Below are 23,089 nucleotides of genomic sequence, written 5' to 3'. Positions count from 1 at the left end.
CCTTAATACGTTTTCGCTTCGAGTGCTTTTTTCATTTCTGCGATCACGTTAACGAAGATCGTGCCGCCTTCTTTTGGCTGGTAACGAGCAATTTGCCCATCATTCAGACGCAAGCGAACGGCTTCTTTAGTAAGCCCCGTACATTCCGCCCACTGCGCTTGGGTCATGTATGGCGCATTAATCATTAACGGCATGCCTCCAATAATTGCTTGCTTATGTGAATTAGTGTCTTTTGATGTTCTTGCCATTGTTATAGACTCCACTTGTCCTATAAATAATGTCATTTGGTGTTATTTGATCCAATTGGAATAAAACGGATGCTATAGGACATTTTTCTAAAAGTAAATGCCAAAAGTATAAAAGGATGTGAAAAATGGATTCTAATGATGTGATTGAGCGTCTAAAAAGTGTCTACAATTGCCGAAATAACAGTGAATTAGCTGAAGCTTTAGGGATTCTTCCTGCAAATGTATCCAAATGGAAAATGCGAAACAGCACGCCTTATAAAGAAATCTGTGAAACTTCTGTTAAAAAAGGAGTCAGTGTTAATTGGCTTCTTACTGGAGAGGGGGAGGCTAGAGAAGGCGGAGCGGAATATATAAACGTACCGGAATACAAGATTGAAGCGAGCGCCGGACACGGGGCATTAGTCGAAGACGAAACCCCAAGCCAATACATAGCTATCAAGAAAAGCAGCTTAGCCGCTAGCGGTGTAAACACTTCTAATCTGATCATCATGTATGCTCGTGGTGATTCCATGGAACCAACCATTTACAGCGGCGACCCGTTATTTGTAGATAGAACTGTCACCAACATTGCCCCCGACGGCGGCATATACGTTTTCAGCTATGGCACAGAGGTCTTTGTTAAACGCCTACAAATGACTTTCACAGGTGACGTACTGGTGATTTCAGATAATGCCAAATACCCAAGCCAGACAATCCCCAAAACCGACCTTGATCAAATGCGTATTGCTGGCCGTGTCGCGGTATATGGTCGTATCTGCGTGTAAGGGGGAAATATGGCAGCGAAGCAAACAAAAGACGGTTGGAAAGTCGATTTTAGGGTAGGGGGGGCAAACGGTAAGCGCTATCGTAAGACCTGCGCAACAAAAGCCGAAGCGGAACGCTATCAAAAATTCGTTGAAGCCCAACACATCGCAACGGGTAAGCCTTGGAACGACAAACCGACTGACCCGCGCACATTGTCAGAGCTTGTCGAACTGTGGGCGGAGCATTTCGGGCGGCGCCTGATTAACTACAAAAAACGTCGCCAAAAGCTAGACAGAGCCGTCGAACGGCTAGGCAATCCTATTGCATCGAAACTAAACCGCATAGATTACAGCTCATACGCAACGCAGCGAATTGATGAAGGCATAAAACCCGAAACAGTCAACGAGACGCTCAAGTTTCTCAACGCTGTTTATAACGGTTTATACCGTCTTGGTGTTATCGACTATGAAAACCCGCTGAAAGGCACCAGTCGCCTCAAACAAAAACAGACGGAACGACCTTTTTTAACTGTCGACCAAATGAAACGTATTATCACCGCCCTTGAAAGTAGCAAACACCCCGAGGTTGCTTTGATTGTTCGTATTTGCCTATCAACGGGTGCTAGATGGGGTGAGGCTGACAGCATAACCAGTAGTAATCTAGCAAACAACAGTATTACATTTGTTGGCACCAAGAACGGAAAAAACAGAACACTACCACTCAACCCCGACCTATATGCCGATTTACAAACACGAGCAAAAGAAGTAGGCGGCGGTAAACTCTTTAGATTAAAACAGTCATTTGGCCAGTTTAATAAAGCGCTTGAGGTGTCAAAAATTGAGCTTCCTAAAGGGCAAAAAACACATGTTCTTCGACATTCGTACGCCAGTCACTTTATGATGAATGGGGGAAATATACTGACATTGCAAAAGATACTCGACCACTCAGATATTAAACTCACAATGATTTACGCTCACTTAGCCCCCAATCACCTTCAAGAAGCGCTATCATATGCGCCCTTGAATAATTGAATGGTCAAAAAGTGGACTAATTTTTTATGTTTTGTAATAATTTTAATAAAAACAAATGCTTATATTTGTATATAGACCCCTAATCGGGGCCTTTGTTACAACTGAAGGGTGCTGTTAGTCGCCCCTATGAGAATTAAGCTATGCTACAAGCAAGTGGTAAGAAGAGGATAAGACAGTGAAAGACGAAGATGATCCATCTTTGTTTGCTCAAGAAGTAGCGGGAATTAAGCCGCTGGAGAAGGGCGAGGTGTATTTAGGCAAAAAAGGCCCAGCTGTCGATTTTCAGGCTAGAAAACGGGCTGCGGTCATAGCCCAAGAAGCGGATAGTAACCATTTGTCCCACGACTATGTGCAGAAGGTGTCGCCTAATGACATGCTGGAGTATAAACGCCCTGGGGTTCAAGATGGTGTCTTTAAGCGCTTAAGACAAGGCAAATACGCTATCGAGTCGCGGTTAGACTTGCATCGTCGTACGGTGGCTCAAGCTCGAGAACTGGTCTATCAGTTTGCGGAAGATTGTTTGCGTAACGACATTCGTGTGGCGGTAATTGTTCACGGTAAGGGAGACCGTACCCCAGATCCTGATAACCAAGCGACGATTAAGAGCTATATTAACAAATGGTTGAGGGATTTAGACATGGTGATGGCCTTTCATAGCGCGCAACGTCATCATGGTGGCCTCGGCGCCGTGTATGTTCTGTTTAAAAAGAGCGAGAAAGCCCGTCTAGAAAACTGGGAAAAACACCAAAAACGCTAAACTGATCACCTACATCATGGGGCGTTAGCGTCAGTAAATAGAAAAGCTTTGTGTGAAGTTCGTGCAGTAAAACTGACATCTTTGCTATAATTTCAGCATTTTGCTGCCTTGAGTCTTGTCAGGCAGCCCCAAACATTATAAGTCATCGTATTCTAATTCAATCGAGGTAGAGAATGACAAATCGTACCGCGCACCATCCTGCGTTTACCTATTTGCGCAGTGAGTTTATCGAGGCCTTGAACGTGACCGTTCAAGAGTTCGAACATACCGTAACCGGCGCTAAACATTTTCATATCGCATCGGACAACGATGAAAACGTCTTTTTGGTTGGATTAAAAACCGTACCAACAGATTCTTGCGGTGTGGCGCATATTTTAGAGCATACCGTGTTGTGTGGCTCTGAGCGTTTTCCTGTACGTGATCCATTTTTTATGATGATTCGTCGCTCGTTGAATACCTTCATGAATGCGTTTACCTCATCTGACTGGACTGCGTATCCTTTTGCCAGTAAAAATAAAAAGGACTTTCATAACCTGCTAGGGGTTTATCTGGACGCAGTCTTTTTCTCACGTTTGGATGAATTGGACTTCTCCCAAGAAGGTCATCGTTTAGAATTCGCGGAGCCAACTAACTCTGAGTCAGAGTTGACCTTTAAAGGGGTTGTGTTTAATGAAATGAAAGGCGCGATGAGCTCTACCACCTCTGTGCTGTGGCAAACACTGACCAAATATCTGTTCCCCAATAATACCTATCATTTCAACTCTGGTGGTGAGCCGAGTGATATTCCTGATTTGTCTTACCAAGATTTGTTGGCGTTTTACCGGACCCATTATCACCCATCCAATGCGGTATTTATGACCTTTGGTGATATTCCAGCAGAAACGCTACAAGCGGAATTTGAGGAGAAGGTCTTAAGCCGTTTTGAGCGTTTGGATACGCAAGTGAGTGTGCCGAACGCGAAGCGCTATTTCTCTCCTATTCGAGTAGAAGAAGGCTACGCAGCAGACGAAGTGAAAGAAGATGGTAGTCACGTTGTTGTAGGATGGTTGCTGGGTGAAAGCATCGATCTGACGCAACAATTTGAAGCACAGTTATTGTCCAATGTGTTGTTAGACAACAGTGCGTCGCCCTTGCGTCGTGTGTTAGAGAACAGTGACCTTGGTCGCGCGCCGTCGCCTTTTTGTGGCCTAGAAGACAGCAATAAAGAAATGAGTTTCATGTGCGGTTTAGAAGGCGTGAAGCGCGAAAATACGGCCAAAGTGGAAACGTTGATTTTGTCTACATTGGAGGAGATTGCTCAAAAAGGTGTGCCGCAAGAAACGGTCGATGCCATGTTACACCAACTGGAGTTGAGTCAGCGTGAAATCGGCGGTGGCAGCTACCCATATGGCTTGCAATTGATTCTAGCTGGCTTGTCGACAGCCGTGCATTCTGGGGATGTGATCGCGCAATTGGATTTGGATCCGGTGATCGAGGCCATGCGAGAAAAAGTGCGCGACCCGCAATACATTCCAAACTTGATCCAGACTTTATTATTGTCTAACGCCCACCGAGTCACGCTCACGTTAAGTCCTGATGATGCACTGGAAACACGTCGAAATCAGGCGGAAAAAGACCGTTTGAGTAAAATTAAAGCGGCGTTAAGCGATGAACAGAAAGCGGACATTGTCGCCCGTAGTGAGGCGCTCAAAGCCCGTCAGGCACAGGTGGACGATATGAGCATCTTGCCAAAAGTAGGGCTAGAAGATGTACCGGCCAGCTTGCCAGTGTATGACAGCGAGGAAGTCTCAGGCGATTTGCCCATTACTTTTTATCCTCAGGGAACCAATGGTTTGGTTTATCAGCAGTTGGTAATTGATTTACCCGAGCTCGACGAAGAAGAGACGGAGCATTTGCCGCTATTCTCATCAGTATTGACGGAGCTAGGTATCGGCGATCAAGATTATCTTGCCGTCCAAGAGCGTCAGTCCCAGGTATGTGGTGGACTGGGGGCATCAAATTCGATCCGTGCGACCATAGAAGATCGACAAAATATTAATGGCTATTTCATTTTGTCCAGCAAAGCATTGGTGCCAAATGTCAAAGCCATGAGTGAATTATTAAAAGACACCATGATGAATGTGCGCTTTGATGAGGTTACTCGGGTGAAGGAGTTGGTGGCACAGCGTCGAGCTCGTCGAGAACAGTCTATTACGGGCCAAGGGCACTCTCTAGCCATGACAGCCGCCTCGGCAGGCGTGTCAGGGTTGGCAGCAAGACAAGAGCAATGGGGTGGTATGTCAGGCATTCGTTCTGCGATTGCCTTGGATGAAGCAATGAAAGCCGATAACGCCGCTGTTGAAAACGTAATGACTGTGTTCAAACGTTTACATGGTAAATTGCTTACTGCGAAAAAACAGCTATTGTTGGTGGCAGAGCCACAGCACGAAGCAAATGTGTTAGACGATGCGAAGACGGTGTTTGCTGACTTGCCACAAGGAGATCATCAGACAGCGTTTGCTTTAGCGCCTGTGGATAGCAAGGTGAAAACGGCATGGTTAACGGCTACGCAGGTGAGTTTCTGTAGTAAATCATTCCGTACGGTATCGGGGGACCATCCTGATGTGGCAGCGCTCAATGTCTTAGGTGGCTTTTTGCGTAATGGCTTCTTGCACCGGGCTATCCGAGAACAGGGTGGCGCTTATGGCGGCGGTGCGAGCTTTGATGGTAGTAGCGGAGCATTCCGTTTTTATTCATACCGTGATCCACGTTTGACCGAAACGTTAGCGGATTTTGATGCTTCTATTGAATGGATGCTGAATGAAGAGCATTCAGAGGCGGCCCTTGAAGAAGCCATTTTGGGCGTGATCGGATCCATGGATAAGCCAAGCTCCCCCGCAGGAGAAGCACAAAATGACTTTTATGTTAAGTTGCATGGGCGGTCTCTTGAGTATCGAGAAGCTTTTCGTGCCAGTATTTTAGCGGTGACCATTGACCAGTTAAAAGCGGTGACGAAAGCGTATTTGACCAAAGACAATGAAAGCGTTGCCGTTGTCACCTCTAACACGCGACGTGCAGAGCTTGAAAAACTTGGGTTTGCTATTCAGACCTTATAGAAGGCGATGATCGTATTACCAATTATCACAACATTGCTAGGACAATGATAATGGACCTAGTCTTTGGGCTAGGTTCGAAATAAAAAGTTAAATGCCGTTGGCTCGCAAAAAGACTCAAAATACGCAAAGATTGTCTATAAAATCGGTTTTTTGGGTCTAGTTTACTGCCATTTTGGCTATTGGCTTCGAATAAATATTTAAACAACAAAAACGTTATCGTTTTTATTAGCGGAAAATTAAATGGATCAGTTTCATGATATACGCCCTTACAACGACGATGAAGTCGCCGGGGTGTTGCAAAACTTGTTAGAAACACCGGATTTTATTAATACCATTATAGGCTTTCGTTTTCCAGGTTGGCCGACATTCCTTAGAGGGCCGTTATCGCTGTTGGTGAAAATGGCTCTTAAGCGGCAGTTTTCAGGCATTCGTAATGTTCGTGATTTTCAGATGGGTGTAGCGAATTACATGGAACGTATGATCAAAAATACGACCACTGATGTTGAGTACCGAGGCATTGATAAGCTTCAAAAGGATGTGGGGTATTTATTTTTGTCGAATCATCGAGACATTGCGATGGACCCAGCGTTTGTGAATTACGGTTTATACATGGCAGGTCTGGATACTGTCCGGATAGCCATTGGGGATAATTTATTACGTCGTCCTTTTGTTTCTGATTTAATGCGTCTGAATAAAAGCTTTATTGTGAAGCGCTCTGCCAATGGAATTCGTGAAATGATGGCGGCTTTTGGGCAGCTATCTTCCTATATCACTCATTCAATAACCAAAGAGCACTGTAATATTTGGATTGCCCAGAAAGAAGGTCGAGCGAAAGATGGCTTGGACCAAACGGATCCCGCGATCATTAAAATGTTTTACATGAGTCAGAAGAAAGACAAAGTGGCTTTTCCTGAAGCCATGGCCAATCTTAATGTGGTGCCTGTCTCAATTTCCTACGAATACGACCCTTGTGCGTTTGATAAGGCGCGAGAGTTGCATCAAAAATCGACCACAGGTAATTATGAAAAAGCAGAATTTGAAGACATTGATAGCATCAAAAATGGCATTGTGGGGCAGAAAGGTAAAGTGGTTGTCACCTTTGGTGATGTGATTACCACAGAAGGCATTGAGACTCCTGAAGATTTTGTTGAGGAGGTCGACCGTCAGATACTCTCTCATTATGCAATTCAACCAAGTAATGAGTCGGCGTTTGCTATGCAGCAAGGAATGCCCGCGACAGACAGTGCGTTTGAAGTGTATATGCAAACTTGTCCAGAGGCGCTGCGTGAGACGGTGTTGGCTATGTATGCTAACCCGCTAAAACAAAAGCAAAAATATGTAAATGTATAATCAGTAAGGTAATGACTAATGAATATCGGGACGTTGTTAAGATCCTGGGTTGGTTCCACCGTGTTTTTTGTTTATTACGCGTTATCAACCATACTATTTGGGTTGATGGCACCATTCGCTACCATCATCTTGCCTAAGGATGTGCGTCAACCAGTGTTGAATTTGCATAATAAAGGCTTGCTATTTGTTTTTCGGGTTCTATGTGGGGTGAAGATTGAAATCATAGGACGAGAACACATCAACAAAAATCGCCCAGTTGTATTGGTGGCGAATCATCAAAGTGAATGGGAGACATATGTTTTACAGGTTTTGATGGCTCCTGTGTCTACTGTCTTGAAGAAAGAGCTGTTATCTATGCCTTTTTTTGGTTGGGGGCTGCGTATGGTACAGCCAATTGCCATTGATCGATCTAAACGTACTAATGCGTTGAAACAAATTATGAGTCAGGGCAAAGAGCGGTTGGAAGATGGCCGATCAGTGTTGATTTTTCCTGAGGGAACTCGAACTAAGCCAACGGAAGTGAAAGAATTCAATAAAGGGGCTGCTATGCTGGCAACCTCTGCGAATGTGCCGATTTTACCCGTAGTGCATAATGCAGGATACGCTTGGCCAAGTAAGAGTTTTTTGAAAAAACCTGGGGCGATTCGTTTGGTGATTGGGCCTGTGATCGAGTCGGAAGGTAAGAAAACGGGACAATTACATGATGAGATGACCGCTTGGATGCGCGCCGAGATGGCGAAATTGCCAAAAGGGGCATAGACAGTCCCATCGTCATTCTTCTTTTGTTATCACTTTGGTCATTAAAAAAGCCGCAGTCTTACTTCTTAATAAGAAGGAAGACTGCGGCTTTTGTGTATGAGCTTAGCGTTCGGCCGCTATGACTGATATTTCTTGAATACCAAGCTGGCGTTTGTACCACCAAAGCCAAAGCTGTTAGACATAATCAGGTTCAAATCCACATTGTCTTGACGTGTGGTCACGACAGGGATGTGGCCTGCTGCTGGGTCAAGTTCGTCAATGTTGGCGGAGGCCGCAATGAATTTGTTTTCCATCATCAATAAACAATAGATGGCCTCATGAACACCCGCCGCACCGAGGGAATGACCAGATAAGGACTTGGTTGAGCTGACCGCAGGGATATTTTCACCAAAGGTTTCATTCACTGCTTGTAGCTCTTTCATGTCACCCGCTGGTGTGCTGGTACCATGAGTATTGATGTAATCAATTTTGCCATCAATGGTGCTCATGGCCATTTGCATACAGCGAACGGCACCTTCGCCAGACGGAGCGACCATGTCGTAACCGTCCGATGTGGCACCGTAGCCAACGACCTCAGCATAAATTTTTGCGCCACGTGCTTTTGCGTGCTCTAGCTCTTCAAGAACGAGAATACCGCCACCCCCCGCGATAACAAAGCCATCACGGTTTGAGTCATAGGCGCGAGACGCAATTTCAGGAGTGTCATTGTACTTAGACGATAAGGCACCCATGGCATCAAACATACAGGTTTGCTCCCAGCTCTCTTCTTCGCCACCGCCTGCAAACACTACATCCTGTTTGCCTAGCTGGATAAGTTCCATGGCATTACCAATACAGTGAGCACTGGTCGAACAAGCGGAGGTGATGGAGTAGTTTACGCCTTTGATTTTAAAAGGAGTCGCCAAACATGCTGATACCGTACTTCCCATGGTTTGCGTAACACGGTAGGGGCCCACGCGTTTTACGCCTTTTTCTCGTAGGGTGTCTGCCGATTCCACTAGGTTTTGTGCCGATGCACCACCAGACCCTGCAATTAAGCCTGTGCGGACATTAGACACTTGTTCTTCGCTTAAGCCTGAGTCCGCAATCGCTTGCTGCATAGAAACATAAGCATAAGTTGCGGCATCGCCCATGAAGCGACGCGCTTTACGATCAATACTATCGCTATCTAAATCGATACGACCGCAAACATGGCTGCGAAAGCCATGTTCTTTGTAATCTTCAGCGAAACGAATACCAGAACGGCCCTCGCGCAAGGAGTTTAAAACGCTCTCTTTGTCATTGCCAAGACAACTGACAATGCCAAGACCTGTTACTACTACACGACGCATATAATGTGCCTCTTTACCCTTAATCTTTAAAAGTTATCAGTGGTTGTGAACAAACCAACGCGCAAATCTTTTGCAACGTAAATTTCTCGTCCATCAACGGATACGCTTCCGTCAGCAATACCCATCACCAATTTACGTTCGATCACACGTTTCAATTGGATATTGAAAGTGACTTTTTTCGCTGTTGGGAGAATTTGTCCTGTGAACTTAACTTCACCACAGCCCAATGCGCGCCCACGGCCCTTGTTGCCTTTCCAGCCAAGGAAGAAGCCAACAATTTGCCACATTGCATCTAGGCCTAAACAGCCAGGCATGACTGGGTCGCCAGGAAAGTGGCATTGGAAAAACCAAAGGTCGGGATGAATATCCAACTCGGCAATGATTTCACCTTTGCCGTGTTCTCCGCCTTCGGCTGAGATACGTGTGATGCGATCCATCATCAACATGTTGCCTACGGGTAGTTGGGCATTACCTTCACCAAACATTTCGCCGTAGCCACATTGCAATAGTTCGTCTTTTTCAAACGAGGAAGCTCTAGTCATTATAGTCCTATTCCACCTACAGCGAATAACGCGATGGGTTATGCTGAGTTATGTGGTCCTGTTAGCAGTATAAAATCTAGCGGATTATATCGGTTTGAGCGCTTAATATGAATGATTGAACAGAAAAAAAGCGCTAACCTTGCTTAAGAAAGGCATATTTTTAGGTTTGTGTACTGAAAATTGATGCTTTTTTACGGAGCAACATACCAGAAACCGCAATTGGTCGATGGACTAGGGATGTTTTTTCTCGCTCTCAAGACTCATAATGTGACCGATAAAAATAAATTAGAGTAGATGTATGATAGATATTGGTGGCAAACTTTGTGCCCCTTGGCAGTATAGTGTTGATGATAATAAGAATGATTTTTTGGTGGGCTATCAATCGCAGACTGATCATTCGTTAGCCTCGCTGCATTTTCTTCATGGAAACGGCTTTGCTGTGGGGTCCTATCGGCATTTTTTAGCGCATTTCGCCAGTGACTATAATCTGCTTTTGCAAGATGCTGCTGGTCATGGTGAGTCCTCACCGGGTGAGACGTTTGTTGGCTGGAATGAAACGGCTAGTCGATTTGTTCGCTCGTTGCAGTCGCGCTTACCTCAATTGCCTGTGACCGAAAGAATTGGTATGGGACATAGCTTTGGTGGTTGTTTGACAGCTCTCATGAGTGTTCAAGAGCCTGGCTTATTTGATCGGATTGTTCTACTTGATCCCGCAATGTATCCACCCAAAGTGATCTGGATGATGCGTGGTGTGCGTGTTTCTGGGTTGAAACGACGCTTACCGATGGTGCGAAAGGCCTCTCGTCGCCGTACACATTGGGAGAGTCTCGCTAAGGTGAAGGCCAGTTTTAAAGGTCGTGGTACTTTTAAGGGGTGGCAAGATCGATGCTTGGATGACTACATTCGCTATTCTATTCGAGAAGACGAAGATGGGCAATGTTATCTGCGTTGCCCTCCTTGGATGGAGGCCGCCATTTTTTCCTCTTACCCTAAAGGTTTATGGCGACTGATTCGTACGGTAAAGGTGCCAACCTATATTATTCAAGGGGAGTCATCTTATGGCTTTTTTCTCGAGGCCCATCATTTGGCCGCTCGCTTGAATCCGAATATTAAGGTCGTGACGGTAAAAGGGGGGCATTGTTTTATGCAAGAAGACCCAGCTGCCGCTGCACAGCAGGTGAAGGGTTGGTTGGATTCATTTGATCGTGCTACTGAGCATGGCTCTTGAGTATATGGGCAAGCAATAAAGAGCCACTCAGCGTGGCTCTTTTGTTTCGAGGCGATTTGACATCAGTTACGGCGTTTAACGGAGGCGTGAGCTAAGTTAATTAACGCTTCTTTATATTCTGAATCACCGAGAGGGGCTAATGCTGCAATGGCTAGATCAGCCTGTTCCTGAGCGCATTGTTCTGTGTACTCAATGGCGCCACACTCTTGGACATCTCTAATGATGGTGTCTAGCTGTTCTAAGCCTCCGGTTTCAATGGCGTGTCGGACACGGCTCACAGCGTTAGGGGTGCCATGTTGCATGGTGTAGATTAAAGGGAGGGTTGGTTTCCCTTCTGCCAAGTCATCGCCTACGCTTTTACCCATTTCCTCGGCGGTACTGGTGTAGTCCATAACATCATCAATCAATTGAAAAGCGGTGCCTACGTACATGCCATAGTTTTTGAGTGCCGTTTTGATGTCATCATTGGCCTCCGCGATAACTGCGCCACATAGCGCGGCCCCTTCGAATAGCTTTGCCGTTTTGTATTGGATGACTTTCAAATAGTTTTCTTCGGTCGTATCTGGGTCGCCACAGTTAATGAGCTGTTGTACTTCCCCTTCCGCGATGATGTTGGTGGTTTCAGCGAGAATGGCCATACATTCCATGCTCTGAATGCTCACCATTAATTGAAAGGCGCGTGTATAGAGGAAGTCACCGACTAATACGCTGGGGGCGTTACCCCATTCTTCATTGGCGGTTTTTTTGCCGCGACGCATATCGGATTCATCCACCACATCATCATGCAGTAGCGTTGATGTGTGAATAAACTCAATAATGGTGGCCATTTTGATGGCTTTATCGAGCTTGTTATCATCCAAGTGTAGGCTTGCTTTGGCAGCAAGGAGTACCATGAGAGGGCGAAGACGTTTACCACCGTTACTGATAATGTAATAACCGATTTGTTCAATGAGAGGGATGTCACTTTTCAGTTGTGACACTATATATTCGTTTACTCGGCCAAATTCGTTGGCCACAACATCATGTATTTTTGTGGGTTGCATACGATTTCCGAAGCTAAAAAGTACTAAGCTGTAAAGCAAGTCTGTCCCATGCTAGGTAAGCCTTGTGTCAGGGTCAACCCAAAAGATGAAAAATACATAAACACCGTGCTTTTTACTTGTATTGGCTGGTTTGATTTTGTACAATCTCGCGTCCGATTTACCTACATTTTGCTCCCTATCATATGGTAAGTGGATTTTTGTTGTGATCGACAGAAATTTGGTGCCACTAGAAGTAGGTCAAATCCAATTCAGTAGCCGGGTAAATCTCATTGGAGAAGAACATGTTTGCAGTAATCAAAACTGGCGGTAAGCAATACCGTGTGCAAGAAGGCCAAACCCTTAAGGTTGAAAAACTTGCAGTAGAAGAAGGTGGCGTGGTTGAATTTAACGACGTACTTCTTGTTAGCAATGGCGACGACGTTAAAGTTGGCGCTCCAGTTGTAGAAGGCGCTAAAGTAACAGCAGAAGTAGTTACTCATGGTCGCGGAGACAAAGTGAAAATTTTGAAATTCCGTCGTCGTAAGCATTCTATGAAGCGTATGGGGCATCGTCAGTGGTTCACAGAAGTGAAAGTCACTGCGATTAACTAATAAGCGCTAACTAAAATACATTTAAGGAGTAAGTCATGGCTCATAAAAAGGCGGGTGGTAGTACTCGTAACGGTCGCGATTCCGAGTCGAAACGATTAGGTGTCAAACGTTTTGGTGGTCAAGTTGTGATCCCAGGTAACATTCTTGTTCGTCAGCGTGGAACTCAATTCCACCCAGGTGTTGGTGTTCAGATCGGTAAAGATCACACCTTGTTCGCTGTTGTTGAAGGTCAAGTAAAGTTTGAAGTGAAAGGTAAACTTAAGCGTCGTACGGTTTCTGTCGTAGCGGCTTAATTACTGCTAAAAACTTAAAAAGAGCTCCGCGACGCGGGGCTTTTTTTTTGGAAAAATCTTATAATTAGAATCTGTTGATTCTGATAATCCACCGAAGAGGTGAATCTGTGAAATTCGTTGATGAAGCCAGTATCTATGTAAGAGCGGGTAAAGGCGGTAATGGTTGTTTGAGCTTTTGGCGGGAAAAATTTGTTGCCAAAGGCGGTCCCGATGGCGGTGATGGCGGCAATGGCGGCAGTGTGTATTTGGTTGCTGATGAGGCTTTAAATACGCTGATCGACTTTCGCTATACGAAAAAATACATCGCTGAAAGTGGTGAAGGCGGCCAAGGGCGAGACATGACTGGCTCAAAAGGGGCCGATCTTGAGGTTAAAGTGCCGATTGGTACAACAGTGATTGATGAGGACACTGGTGAAACCTTAGGAGATCTGGTGCGCGATGGTCAGCGCTTGAAAGTGGCCCAAGGTGGTCACCACGGTTTAGGTAACACGCGCTTTAAATCCAGTACTAACCGTGCCCCTCGCCAAACGACGAAAGGAACTGTTGGAGAAGAGCGGACTCTAAAGCTGGAGATGAAAGTGCTGGCGGATGTGGGGTTGCTTGGTTTGCCTAATGCGGGTAAATCCACTTTTATCCGTGCAGTCTCGTCGGCTAAGCCAAAAGTCGCAGATTACCCCTTTACAACCTTGGTGCCGAATTTGGGTGTGGTGAAGGTGAAAAAACACCAGAGCTTCGTTGTGGCAGATATTCCAGGCATCATTGAAGGTGCGTCGGAAGGGGCAGGTCTGGGGATTCGTTTCTTAAAACACTTGGTTCGTAACCGTATTTTGCTTCATGTTGTCGATTTGGCTCCTTGGGACGAGATTACGCCAGCGGAAGCGGCACTTATTGCGGTGAATGAATTGCAGCAGTTTAGCCCCACTTTGGCAGAACGTGATCGCTGGTTGGTTCTGAATAAAACCGATATGGTGCCGGAAGACGAGTTGGAAGAGCGCTGCCAGAGTGTTATCGATGCGTTGGGCTGGCAAGGAAGAACATACCGTGTCTCGGCAATTTCTGGCGAAGGGACGGAGGTGTTGTGTTTGGACTTGATGACGGCGCTTGAGACTCAGCGCGAGTTATTGGCAGAAGATCCAGAGGCTCGAGAAAAAGAGAAAGCGATGCGTGCCTTGATTGACGAAGAAGGGCGTCATCGTATTATGGCGTTGCGTGAGAAGCGTCGTTTAGAAGGTAAAATGCTGGATGACGATGATTTTGATGATGACGATTATGATGTCGAAGTAGAATACGTTTAAGCATTGGCTAATTTTGTGGGTGGGTAAGCGGAAGTATGGAAAGGCGAGAAAAGATTGCGAAGGCGCAGCGGCTGGTGGTGAAAATCGGTAGCGCTCTGTTGACGAATGACGGTCAGGGTTTGGATGTCGAGCGCATCGGATTGTGGGTTGAGCAAATAGCTCAATTGCGAGAGCAAGGTAAAGAAGTGGTGTTGGTGTCATCTGGCTCCATTGCCGCTGGTATGAAACGTCTTGGTTTTTCTTCTCGACCGACTCAAGTGAATGAATTGCAGGCTGCTGCCGCGGTCGGTCAAATGGAGCTGGTGGGGGTGTATGAGAGTCATTTTGAAAAGCATGGCCTTTGTACAGCGCAAATTTTACTCACCCATGATGATTTATCTAATCGTCGACGTTATTTAAATGCGCGTTCATCATTACGCACGTTGCTTAGTTTGGGGGTTGTACCCATTGTTAACGAAAACGATACAGTTGTAACCGACGAAATTCGATTTGGTGACAACGACACCTTAGGGGCGCTGGTGGCGAACTTGGTGGAAGCCGATGTGATGATTATCTTGACGGATCAGCAGGGGTTATTTGATAAAAACCCAAGAGACCACAAAGATGCCACCCTGATCTCTCATGTTTCAGCGACCGATGAGCGTTTAGAGTCTATGGCCAGCGGTGGGGCTGGTTTGTTGGGCAGTGGCGGTATGTTGACGAAAGTGCGTGCGGCGCGTTTAGCGGCGCGCTCTGGGGCTGACACTTTGATTGCCTCGGGTCGTGAGGAGAGTGTTATACTGCGGGTAGCTTCTGGCGAGCATTTGGGGACCTGGTTACAGCCTGAACATGGGCGGCTAGCGGCCCGTAAACAGTGGTTGGCTGGGCAGTTAAAAAGTCGTGGGACGCTGGTGCTGGATGAGGGTGCGGTTAAAGCGTTGCGCAAAGGTAGTACCAGTTTGTTGGCTGTAGGGGTGAAAGATGCGCAAGGGTCTTTTTCTCGTGGTGATATGGTGCTGTGTTTGGATGAGCAGGGTGCTCTGGTAGCGCGTGGTTTGATCAATTATACCGTGGCAGAAACCTTAAAGTTGCTTGGTCGTCCTTCCTCCGATATTTTGAGCGTGCTGGGTTACGAGAGTGAGCCGGAGCTGATTAACCGAGATGATTTGGTCATTATTTAACGCAATTTAATGTGCTTAGGAGAGTGGCATGGCAAAACCGGGGCAGTCTGGTTTGGCGCGAGTTATTAGTGCAACGCGTTATTCTTATCAGGGGTTAAGGGCGCAATGGAAGCATGAAGCGGCTTTTCGTCAAGAAACCTGCTTGTTTTTAGTGGCCTTGCCATTGGCGCTTTGGTTGGGCGATGGTGGCATGGAAAAAGCATTGCTGATTTTTTCTGCTGGTATGGTATTGATCGTTGAAACGATTAATTCCAGTGTAGAGGCGGTTGTTGATCGAATTAGTAATGAGCAGCATGAGCTGTCTGGGCGGGCTAAAGACCTAGGGTCAGCGGCTGTGATGCTGTCTTTGGTGTTGGCGGCCGTTGTGTGGGCGCTGGTTATTTTCTCATAGAGTCAATCTTGCCGCTTTGATGGCAGTGCAGCAATGTGAAAGACATAAAAAAACCGGCAAAAGCCGGTTTTTTTATGGGTATTAGGCCAGTGCTTTGATTTTAGCACTCAAGCGGCTCTTATGACGAGCTGCTTTGTTTTTGTGATATAGGCCTTTACCAGCTGCTTTGTCTAGCTTAGAAGTGGCTAGAGTATAAGCTGCTTGTGCATCAGCTTGATTACCTGCTTCGATAGCTGCATCTACTTTTTTCAAGTAGGTACGAACCATAGAGCGCAGGCTACCATTATGAGCGCGACGTTTGATCGCCTGGCGCGCACGTTTTTTTGAACCGGCGGAATTTGCCACAGTCTGGCTCCTTTCAATTATATTAGGAAACGGCACAGCACTGTGCTGCGTCGTGAAATTAATGTCAAGTTTGACTTGAGAATCTCGCGGCGGATTTTACCAGTTTTTTTGCGTGTCACAACCCCATTATACAAATAATCACCAAATCTAGTGGCTTATTTTCCTGCCTTGTCGGTCAATCTGGTGGTATTCTTGCTCCAATTGCTTGGTATGGTTAGTAAAATTATAATGTCTGAAGAAAATGTGGTGTCTAAAAAAGAATCAAAAGAAATAGCGCAAAAGAGTTCTTTATTACGTTCCGGTGTCTTAGTTTCCATCTGTACTTTTTTGTCACGTATTCTAGGGTTGGCTCGAGATTCGGCGTTGGCGTATGTATTAGGGGCCAGTGCCGGCGCGGATGCTTTCTATGTGGCGTTTAAAATCCCTAACTTTTTTCGTCGACTTTTTGCAGAAGGCGCTTTTGCGCAAGCCTTTGTGCCTGTTCTGAGTGATTATCGGGTCAATACCAGCAAAGAAGAGGTGAAAGCGTTAATTGCTGCTGTATCGGGCTCACTAGCCTTGGTGCTATTGGTGATGACGGCTTTGTTTATGCTCTGCGCGCCGTGGGTTATTTATGTTTTTGCGCCAGGCTTTGCTTCCGATGGTGAGCAGTCGCGTTTGGCATCTGAGTTGCTGACTATTACGTTTCCTTATTTAATGTTTATTTCGTTAACCGCACTGGCTGGTGGCGTGCTTAATGCTCATGGTGAGTATGCGGTTCCTGCGATTACGCCAATTTTTCTCAATATTACCTTGTTGGTTGCCACCTTGGTGTTTGCGCGTAATGCGGCTCAGTCTGAGATTTATGTGGCGTGGGGGGTGTTTTTCGCAGGATTGGTGCAGCTTGCTTTCCAAATGCCGTTCTTAGCTCGGCTCAAACTGTTACCCATGCCGACTCTGAATTTTCGTCATCCGGGGGTTAAGCGCATTTTATTGCTGATTGGTCCGGCACTATTTGGGGTGTCTGTGAGTCAAATCAACCTGTTATTAGACACTGTGCTGGCGTCGTTCCTGCAAACTGGCAGTATTACTTGGTTGTATTTGTCGGATCGTTTGTACGAACTACCGTTGGGGATTTTTGCTATTGCGATTAGTACGGTTATTTTGCCGTCATTGTCACGGAGTTTTGCTAGCAAAAAAGCAGACAGCTTCTCGTCGACTCTAGACTGGGGGTTGCGTGTATTATTGCTGATTGCCGTGCCTTCTTCTTTAGCGCTCTTTATGTTGGCAGAGCCTTTGATTGCCACCATCTTTTATCGAGGTGCGCTGACGGTTCATGATGTGGTGAAGGCTTCAGAAAGTTTGCAAGCTTATTCTCTCGGATTGGTTTCTATGATGCTGATTAAAGTGTTGGCGCCAGGGTACTATGCAAGACAAGACACAAAAACACCAGTGCGTATTGGTATTATTGCTATGGTGTCAAATATGGTGCTGAATCTGATTTTTGTTTGGCCGCTAGGGCACGTTGGCTTGGCGCTGGCGACCAGTTTATCGGCATGTATTAATGCTTTTTTATTATGGCGTGGCCTGCGTAAGCGAGGGCATCATGTATTTTCTGATCAGTGGAAGCGTTTGCTGCGTATTCTAGTGCTTGCAACATCTGCGCTGGGGGTGTGTTTGTATGTGTTCCTTCAGCAGGGTTGGGTATGGACCCAGATGAGTAATCTGCAGCGTATTGGTGATACCCTGCTAATCGTTGTTGTTGGGGTGTTTGTGTATGTGGGGGTCGCCATACTGGCGGGCCTGCGTTTATCAATGTTAAGGCACGGGTAAGTTCACTGCTTGTGATATGGCCAGCTGAAAGCGCGTTTGTGTAAGTTCTGGCCTACCGTCATCTAGTGAACTGCTATATAATCTTGGTTATTTTTTTCAGCGCTGGGTGGAATGGTCTTGAACGAGGCACTATGGAGTTAATACGGGGTATTCATAATATCCGAGAAAAGCATCAAGCAGGTGTGCTAACGATTGGGAATTTTGACGGCGTTCATTTTGGGCATCACGCTATTTTAAGTCGAGTAAAAGCATTGGCTGCCTATTATCGTGTGCCTGCGGGGATTATGATATTTGAGCCTCAGCCACGCGAGTTTTTTGCACCAAATACTTCGCCAGGGCGCATTAGTCGCTTGCGGGATAAGGTGGAATTGCTCAAAGGGCAGGGCATCGATTATGTCTTATGTTTGCCTTTCAATCCCAAGCTTCAGCAGCTTGATGCCTATACCTTTTGCCAGAGCATTTTGTCGGATGGCTTGTCTGTACGGCATTTGGTGGTGGGGGATGATTTTCGTTTTGGCTGTGATCGCCAAGGGGATTTTGAATATTTGCGTCAATTCGGTGAAACCCACGGTTTTGATGTTGAAAATACACCCTCCGTGCTCAATACATTGGGTGAACGAATCAGCAGCACGCTAGTGCGTCAAGCGTTAGAGCGGGGAGATATTAGCGCCGCTCAAGAAAACATGGGGCACCCGGTGATGCTAAGCGGTCGAGTGATCCACGGGCAAAAGCTGGGCCGTACTATTGGTTTTCCCACTGCCAATGTGCATTTGAAAGGCACCATGTCTGCATTATCAGGTGTTTATGCTGTGACGCTGGAAACAGAGGGCGTGCGCCACGAAGGTGTTGCCAATATAGGTATGCGCCCCACGGTTAATGGCAAAACCCCTGTGCTGGAAGTGCATTTGTTCAACTTTAATGGTGATTTGTATGATCAATATGTACAGGTCACTTTCTGTCGTTTTATCAGGGCAGAACGAAAAATGTCCGGCCTAAGTGAGCTGGAACAACAAATTCAACGTGATAAAGAAGAAGCACAACGCTTTTTTGCTAATCAGTGAAAAGATGATCTTTGAGGATGAATCGATAAACCATGAGTGATTATAAACCGACACTGAATTTGCCCAACACGGATTTTCCAATGCGTGGTGATTTGGCAAAACGTGAACCTGCAATGCTGAAGCGCTGGCAGGATATGGATCTATACAACAAAGTACGTAAAGTGAGTAAAGGCCGTAAGTCTTTTATTCTTCACGATGGCCCTCCATACGCGAACGGTAGCATTCACATTGGTCACGCGGTTAACAAAATCCTCAAAGATATTATTGTTAAATCGAAAACCGTCAGCGGCTTTGATGCCCCGTACATTCCCGGTTGGGACTGCCATGGTTTGCCAATCGAACACAAAGTTGAACAGTTGATCGGTAAAGCGGGCGATAAAGTATCGTACAAAGATTTTCGTGCGAAATGCCGCGAATACGCTTACTCGCAAATCGAAGAACAGAAAAAAGACTTTATCCGTCTTGGAGTGATGGGAGATTGGGACAATCCTTATCTGACCATGAACTTTGTAACCGAAGCGAACATTGTACGTGCGTTGGGTAAAATCGCTGAAAATGGCCACTTAGTAAAAGGTTTTAAGCCTGTTTACTGGAGTGTGGTCGGTGGTTCAGCCTTGGCGGAAGCGGAAGTGGAATACCAAGATAAGACCTCTTTGTCTTTGGATGTGCGTTACACACCAAAAGATGAAGCGGCGTTGTTGGCAAAATTCTCAGGTGTGGAAGGGGAAGGTAAAGTCTCGGTTGTTATCTGGACCACTACGCCTTGGACTTTGCCAGCCAGTCAAGCGGTCTCGATTCATCCAGAATTTAATTACGCACTGGTTGAAGTGGACATGGGAACAGGCAAAGAGCGCCTGATTCTAGCGGAAGACATGGTCGACGCGGTGATGAAGCGTTATGGCCAAGAGACATACCGCATCGTGGGGCGTGCTGTGGGTGCAGACCTTAATGGCATTCTGTTGGATCATCCGTTTGTTGAACGTGATATCCCAGTTATCTTAGGGGAACACGTAACGACGGAAGCGGGTACTGGTTGTGTTCATACGGCACCAGACCATGGGGTAGATGACTTTAACGTGGGCCGTGAAAATGGCTTAGGTACCATCAACCTCGTGCAAGATAACGGTGTTTACTCGGAAGCAGCAGGCGAATTCGCGGGCATGCACGTTTACAAAGTAGACGATGCTGTGTTGGAAGCACTAAACCGTAATAACGCTTTGGTGTTTCAGTCAAAAATTTTCCACAGTTATCCACACTGCTGGCGTACTAAAACACCGTTGATCTTCCGTGCGACACCACAATGGTTTATCAGCATGGATGAAAAAGGTCTATTGGATTCTGCGAAAGAAGCGGTCAAAGGTGTGAAGTGGACACCTTCTTGGGGTCAAAACCGCATGGAAGGTATGTTGAATAACAGTCCAGATTGGTGTGTGTCACGTCAGCGTACTTGGGGTGTGCCAATTGCTTTGTTTATCAATAAAGAAACGCAAGAGCTTCACCCAGAAACACCTCGTTTGATCGAAGAAGTGGCGCAGCGTATTGAAAAAGCCGGTATCGATGCTTGGTTTGATCTAGATGCGGCAGAGCTTTTGGGTGACGAAGCGGAGCAATACAGCAAGGTAACCGACACATTAGATGTGTGGTTCGACTCTGGTGTGACTCACTACTCTGTTATCGACCAACGTGATGAATTGAGCTTCCCTGCGGATCTGTACCTTGAAGGTTCTGACCAACATCGTGGCTGGTTCCAGTCTTCTTTGAAGACCTCTATCGCGATCCGTGGTGTACCGCCTTATAAAGGTGTGCTAACTCACGGCTTCACCGTCGATGGTGATGGTCGCAAGATGTCTAAATCACTCGGTAACGTGGTTTCTCCACAGAAAGTGATGGACACTCTAGGCGCGGATATTATTCGTTTATGGGTTGCGGCAACCGATTACACAGGCGAAATGACCGTGTCCGACGAAATCCTGAAACGTGTGGCGGATTCTTACCGTCGTATCCGTAATACTGCGCGTTTTATGTTGGCAAACTTGAATGGCTTTGATCCAGCAAAAGACATGGTACCTTCAAGCGAAATGATCGCGTTGGATCGTTGGATTGTTGATCGTGCAGCGCAGCTACAAAAAGATCTGGATGTGGCTTACGGCGAATATCAATTCCATACCGTCAACCAAAAAATCCAGAACTTCTGTTCGGTAGATTTAGGTGGTTTCTACTTGGATGTGATCAAAGATCGTCAATACACCACACAAGAAGACAGTTTAGCGCGTCGTTCGGCGCAAACGGCTTTGTATCATGTGATGGAAGCTTTCACCCGTTGGATCTCTCCCATCTTGAGCTACACAGCAGATGAGATTTGGTTGGCCCTTCCTGGGGAGCGTAGCGAGTCTGTGTTCCTAGAAACCTGGTACGAAGGGCTTGAAGAGCTGGCGGGAGACGAAGTACTTGGTCGCGAGTTCTGGAAACAAGTTCTTGAAGTGAAAGTGGCGACCAACAAGGTGCTTGAAGCGGCACGTAATGAAGGCAAAATGAAAGCCAGCTTGAGTGCGGAAATTACCTTGTATTGTGACGAGGCATTGCAAACCACATTGAATCGTCTAGGTGATGAACTTCGCTTTGTGCTGATTGCCTCTGATGTGAAAGTTTTGCCTCTTGACCAAACGGCTGAGGGGGCGGTTGCAACCGATCTTGCCAGTCTTAAAGTGCATGTCGAGTTAAGCAAGCGTGCAAAGTGTGTGCGCTGTTGGCATCATCGTGAAGAAGTGGGGAAACGAGAAGCGCACCCTGAGCTGTGTGATCGTTGTATCTCTAACCTACCTGATGGGGAAGGTGAACAACGCCTTTACGCTTAATGACCTTTCGATATATGTGGCAACAAGCCCAGCGCTGGTGGGCGCTGGCAATTGCAGTGGTGGTCTTGGATTGGATCACCAAACAAGCGGTTGTGGCGAATTTGTTTTATGGGCAGGAAATCCATTTGTTGCCCGTGCTTGATCTGACATTGCGCTACAACACTGGCGCGGCCTTTAGTTTTTTAGCTCAAGCAGGGGGGTGGCAGCGTTGGTTGTTCTCCTTGATTGCAATAGCCGTGGTGGTGGGGATTAGCTGGCGTTTAGTCAGGATTGGTCGTAAAAATCCTTGGGAGGCGGCTGCATTAAGTCTGATTATGGGCGGTGCTCTTGGTAATTTGCATGATCGTCTTGCCTATGGCCATGTGGTTGATTTTGTACAGGTTCATTGGCAGCAATCTTGGTACTTCCCCGCCTTTAATGTGGCCGATAGTGCGATCACAATAGGTGTTATCTTGATGCTGTTAGAAGGCTTATTTGTTAAGCCGAAGAAAGGTGAAAAAGAATGAGTTTAGTGACGGCAGACAGCCGAGTGACCTTGCATTTTGAGTTGTCTTTGGAAGATGGTCAGATTGTAGATTCCAATTTTGATCAAGCACCCGCTCAATTTGTGTTTGGTGATGGCAATTTGTTGCCTGCTTTTGAAGAAGTGCTAATTGGCATGAAAGCAGGTGATGAAGCATCGTTTGTGATGTCGCCAGAAAAAGCGTTTGGTGCACACAATGAAAACAATATCCAGCGTATTCCACGCTCTCAGTTCTCAATGGATTTAGAAGAGGGCATGGTCGTGTCCTTTTCAGATGCTGCGAACAATGAGTTGCCTGGTGTTATCGCAGAAATTGGTGATCAAGATGTCATTGTTGATTTTAATCATCCACTCGCAGGGTGCTCATTAACTTATCGAGTGCAAATTGTGGCAATTGAGGAGGCATCATGAGTTTTGCTATTCAGTTGGCCAATCCTCGTGGATTTTGTGCTGGGGTAGATCGTGCGATTGAAATCGTCAACCGTTGCTTAGATTTATTCGAAGCGCCTATTTACGTGCGCCATGAAGTGGTTCATAACAAATTTGTTGTGGAATCATTAAAAGCTCGTGGTGCCGTATTTGTTGATGAATTGGATCAAGTGCCTGATGACAATATTGTTATCTTTAGTGCCCATG

23 protein-coding genes (1 of these 23 running past the window's edge) are annotated in these 23,089 nt (G+C 46.3%); 18 read left to right on the top strand and 5 right to left on the bottom strand.

What is annotated here, in order from left to right; all coding sequences use genetic code 11:
- Positions 1-2 precede the first annotated feature (2 nt).
- The gene (locus AC0VYI_RS23770) at positions 3-248 is read right to left on the bottom strand and encodes a hypothetical protein (protein WP_475446037.1); all 246 of its coding nucleotides are present in this window, start codon (positions 246-248) and stop codon (positions 3-5) included.
- A gap of 125 nt (positions 249-373) precedes the next feature.
- Here AC0VYI_RS23770 and AC0VYI_RS23765 point away from each other — a divergent pair, with 125 nt between their 5' ends.
- From AC0VYI_RS23765 to AC0VYI_RS23740, 6 genes are all read left to right on the top strand, one after another.
- Positions 374-1,012 (top strand): S24 family peptidase, encoded by a 639-nt coding sequence (locus AC0VYI_RS23765; RefSeq protein ID WP_475446035.1) that lies wholly within the window; start codon positions 374-376, stop codon positions 1,010-1,012.
- Positions 1,013-1,021: 9 nt separating this feature from the next.
- Positions 1,022-2,023, top strand: coding sequence for a phage integrase (locus tag AC0VYI_RS23760; RefSeq protein WP_475446033.1), 1,002 nt, complete (start codon positions 1,022-1,024; stop codon positions 2,021-2,023).
- 175 nt (positions 2,024-2,198) lie between these two features.
- A complete protein-coding gene (gene smrA / locus AC0VYI_RS23755) occupies positions 2,199-2,780 on the top strand; it encodes a DNA endonuclease SmrA (protein ID WP_199478016.1) in 582 nt (193 codons plus the stop codon).
- A gap of 173 nt (positions 2,781-2,953) precedes the next feature.
- Positions 2,954-5,875 (top strand): insulinase family protein, encoded by a 2,922-nt coding sequence (locus AC0VYI_RS23750; protein ID WP_475446031.1) that lies wholly within the window; start codon positions 2,954-2,956, stop codon positions 5,873-5,875.
- Positions 5,876-6,115: 240 nt separating this feature from the next.
- Positions 6,116-7,225: a 1-acyl-sn-glycerol-3-phosphate acyltransferase gene (locus tag AC0VYI_RS23745; protein ID WP_199478018.1), complete on the top strand. Its 1,110-nt coding sequence runs from the start codon at positions 6,116-6,118 to the stop codon at positions 7,223-7,225.
- Between the two features lie 18 nt (positions 7,226-7,243).
- Complete coding sequence (locus AC0VYI_RS23740) at positions 7,244-7,984, top strand: lysophospholipid acyltransferase family protein (protein ID WP_199478019.1); 741 nt, start codon at positions 7,244-7,246, stop codon at positions 7,982-7,984.
- Positions 7,985-8,100: 116 nt separating this feature from the next.
- Here AC0VYI_RS23740 and fabB read toward each other — a convergent pair whose 3' ends face one another.
- Positions 8,101-9,315, bottom strand: coding sequence for a beta-ketoacyl-ACP synthase I (fabB, locus tag AC0VYI_RS23735; protein ID WP_199478020.1), 1,215 nt, complete (start codon positions 9,313-9,315; stop codon positions 8,101-8,103).
- A gap of 26 nt (positions 9,316-9,341) precedes the next feature.
- Complete coding sequence (fabA, locus tag AC0VYI_RS23730) at positions 9,342-9,857, bottom strand: bifunctional 3-hydroxydecanoyl-ACP dehydratase/trans-2-decenoyl-ACP isomerase (protein ID WP_067020020.1); 516 nt, start codon at positions 9,855-9,857, stop codon at positions 9,342-9,344.
- Between the two features lie 298 nt (positions 9,858-10,155).
- Between fabA and AC0VYI_RS23725 the strand changes: the two genes are divergently transcribed.
- Entirely contained in the window at positions 10,156-11,085 is a 930-nt protein-coding gene (locus AC0VYI_RS23725) for an alpha/beta fold hydrolase (RefSeq protein WP_475446029.1), read from the top strand.
- A 62-nt stretch (positions 11,086-11,147) separates the two neighbouring features.
- On the opposite strand, the gene ispB is transcribed toward AC0VYI_RS23725, so the two are convergent.
- On the bottom strand, positions 11,148-12,128 hold the full coding sequence (gene ispB, locus AC0VYI_RS23720) for an octaprenyl diphosphate synthase (protein WP_199478022.1): 981 nt from the start codon (positions 12,126-12,128) through the stop codon (positions 11,148-11,150).
- Positions 12,129-12,409: 281 nt separating this feature from the next.
- Here ispB and rplU point away from each other — a divergent pair, with 281 nt between their 5' ends.
- The 5 genes from rplU (at position 12,410) to AC0VYI_RS23695 (ending at position 15,857) form a co-directional block, all read left to right on the top strand.
- Positions 12,410-12,718, top strand: a complete 309-nt coding sequence (gene rplU / locus AC0VYI_RS23715) for a 50S ribosomal protein L21 (RefSeq protein WP_067020013.1) — start codon at positions 12,410-12,412, stop codon at positions 12,716-12,718.
- 35 nt (positions 12,719-12,753) lie between these two features.
- On the top strand, positions 12,754-13,011 hold the full coding sequence (gene rpmA, locus AC0VYI_RS23710; RefSeq protein WP_012071897.1) for a 50S ribosomal protein L27: 258 nt from the start codon (positions 12,754-12,756) through the stop codon (positions 13,009-13,011).
- Positions 13,012-13,118: 107 nt separating this feature from the next.
- A complete protein-coding gene (gene cgtA, locus AC0VYI_RS23705) occupies positions 13,119-14,306 on the top strand; it encodes an Obg family GTPase CgtA (protein WP_199478023.1) in 1,188 nt (395 codons plus the stop codon).
- A 35-nt stretch (positions 14,307-14,341) separates the two neighbouring features.
- Positions 14,342-15,466, top strand: a complete 1,125-nt coding sequence (proB, locus tag AC0VYI_RS23700; RefSeq protein ID WP_199478024.1) for a glutamate 5-kinase — start codon at positions 14,342-14,344, stop codon at positions 15,464-15,466.
- 28 nt (positions 15,467-15,494) lie between these two features.
- Entirely contained in the window at positions 15,495-15,857 is a 363-nt protein-coding gene (locus AC0VYI_RS23695) for a diacylglycerol kinase (protein WP_199478025.1), read from the top strand.
- Positions 15,858-15,938: 81 nt separating this feature from the next.
- On the opposite strand, the gene rpsT is transcribed toward AC0VYI_RS23695, so the two are convergent.
- The gene (gene rpsT / locus AC0VYI_RS23690) at positions 15,939-16,202 is read right to left on the bottom strand and encodes a 30S ribosomal protein S20 (protein ID WP_199478026.1); all 264 of its coding nucleotides are present in this window, start codon (positions 16,200-16,202) and stop codon (positions 15,939-15,941) included.
- Positions 16,203-16,430: 228 nt separating this feature from the next.
- Here rpsT and murJ point away from each other — a divergent pair, with 228 nt between their 5' ends.
- The 6 genes from murJ to ispH form a co-directional block, all read left to right on the top strand.
- Positions 16,431-18,014 (top strand): murein biosynthesis integral membrane protein MurJ, encoded by a 1,584-nt coding sequence (gene murJ / locus AC0VYI_RS23685; protein ID WP_199478027.1) that lies wholly within the window; start codon positions 16,431-16,433, stop codon positions 18,012-18,014.
- 131 nt (positions 18,015-18,145) lie between these two features.
- Entirely contained in the window at positions 18,146-19,075 is a 930-nt protein-coding gene (gene ribF / locus AC0VYI_RS23680; RefSeq protein WP_475446026.1) for a bifunctional riboflavin kinase/FAD synthetase, read from the top strand.
- A gap of 32 nt (positions 19,076-19,107) precedes the next feature.
- A complete protein-coding gene (gene ileS, locus AC0VYI_RS23675; protein ID WP_475446024.1) occupies positions 19,108-21,930 on the top strand; it encodes an isoleucine--tRNA ligase in 2,823 nt (940 codons plus the stop codon).
- Positions 21,930-22,436, top strand: a complete 507-nt coding sequence (gene lspA / locus AC0VYI_RS23670) for a signal peptidase II (RefSeq protein ID WP_199478030.1) — start codon at positions 21,930-21,932, stop codon at positions 22,434-22,436. Before ileS ends, lspA begins: the two co-directional genes overlap by 1 nt.
- The gene (locus AC0VYI_RS23665) at positions 22,433-22,864 is read left to right on the top strand and encodes an FKBP-type peptidyl-prolyl cis-trans isomerase (protein ID WP_475446022.1); all 432 of its coding nucleotides are present in this window, start codon (positions 22,433-22,435) and stop codon (positions 22,862-22,864) included. The genes lspA and AC0VYI_RS23665 overlap by 4 nt, the downstream gene beginning before the upstream one ends.
- Positions 22,861-23,089: the 5' end (the start) of a 4-hydroxy-3-methylbut-2-enyl diphosphate reductase gene (gene ispH, locus AC0VYI_RS23660; protein ID WP_199478032.1), read on the top strand. Its footprint extends 722 nt past the window's final position; only the first 229 of its 951 coding nucleotides appear in the window; its start codon is at positions 22,861-22,863; its stop codon lies off the right edge, out of view. The genes AC0VYI_RS23665 and ispH overlap by 4 nt, the downstream gene beginning before the upstream one ends.

The organism is Marinomonas sp. 63XJN7_9_ISO-PGPR-S23-217, assembly GCF_056173515.1.
Note: the sequence above shows the minus strand (reverse complement) of the source record. Positions and strands in the feature narration are given on the sequence as shown.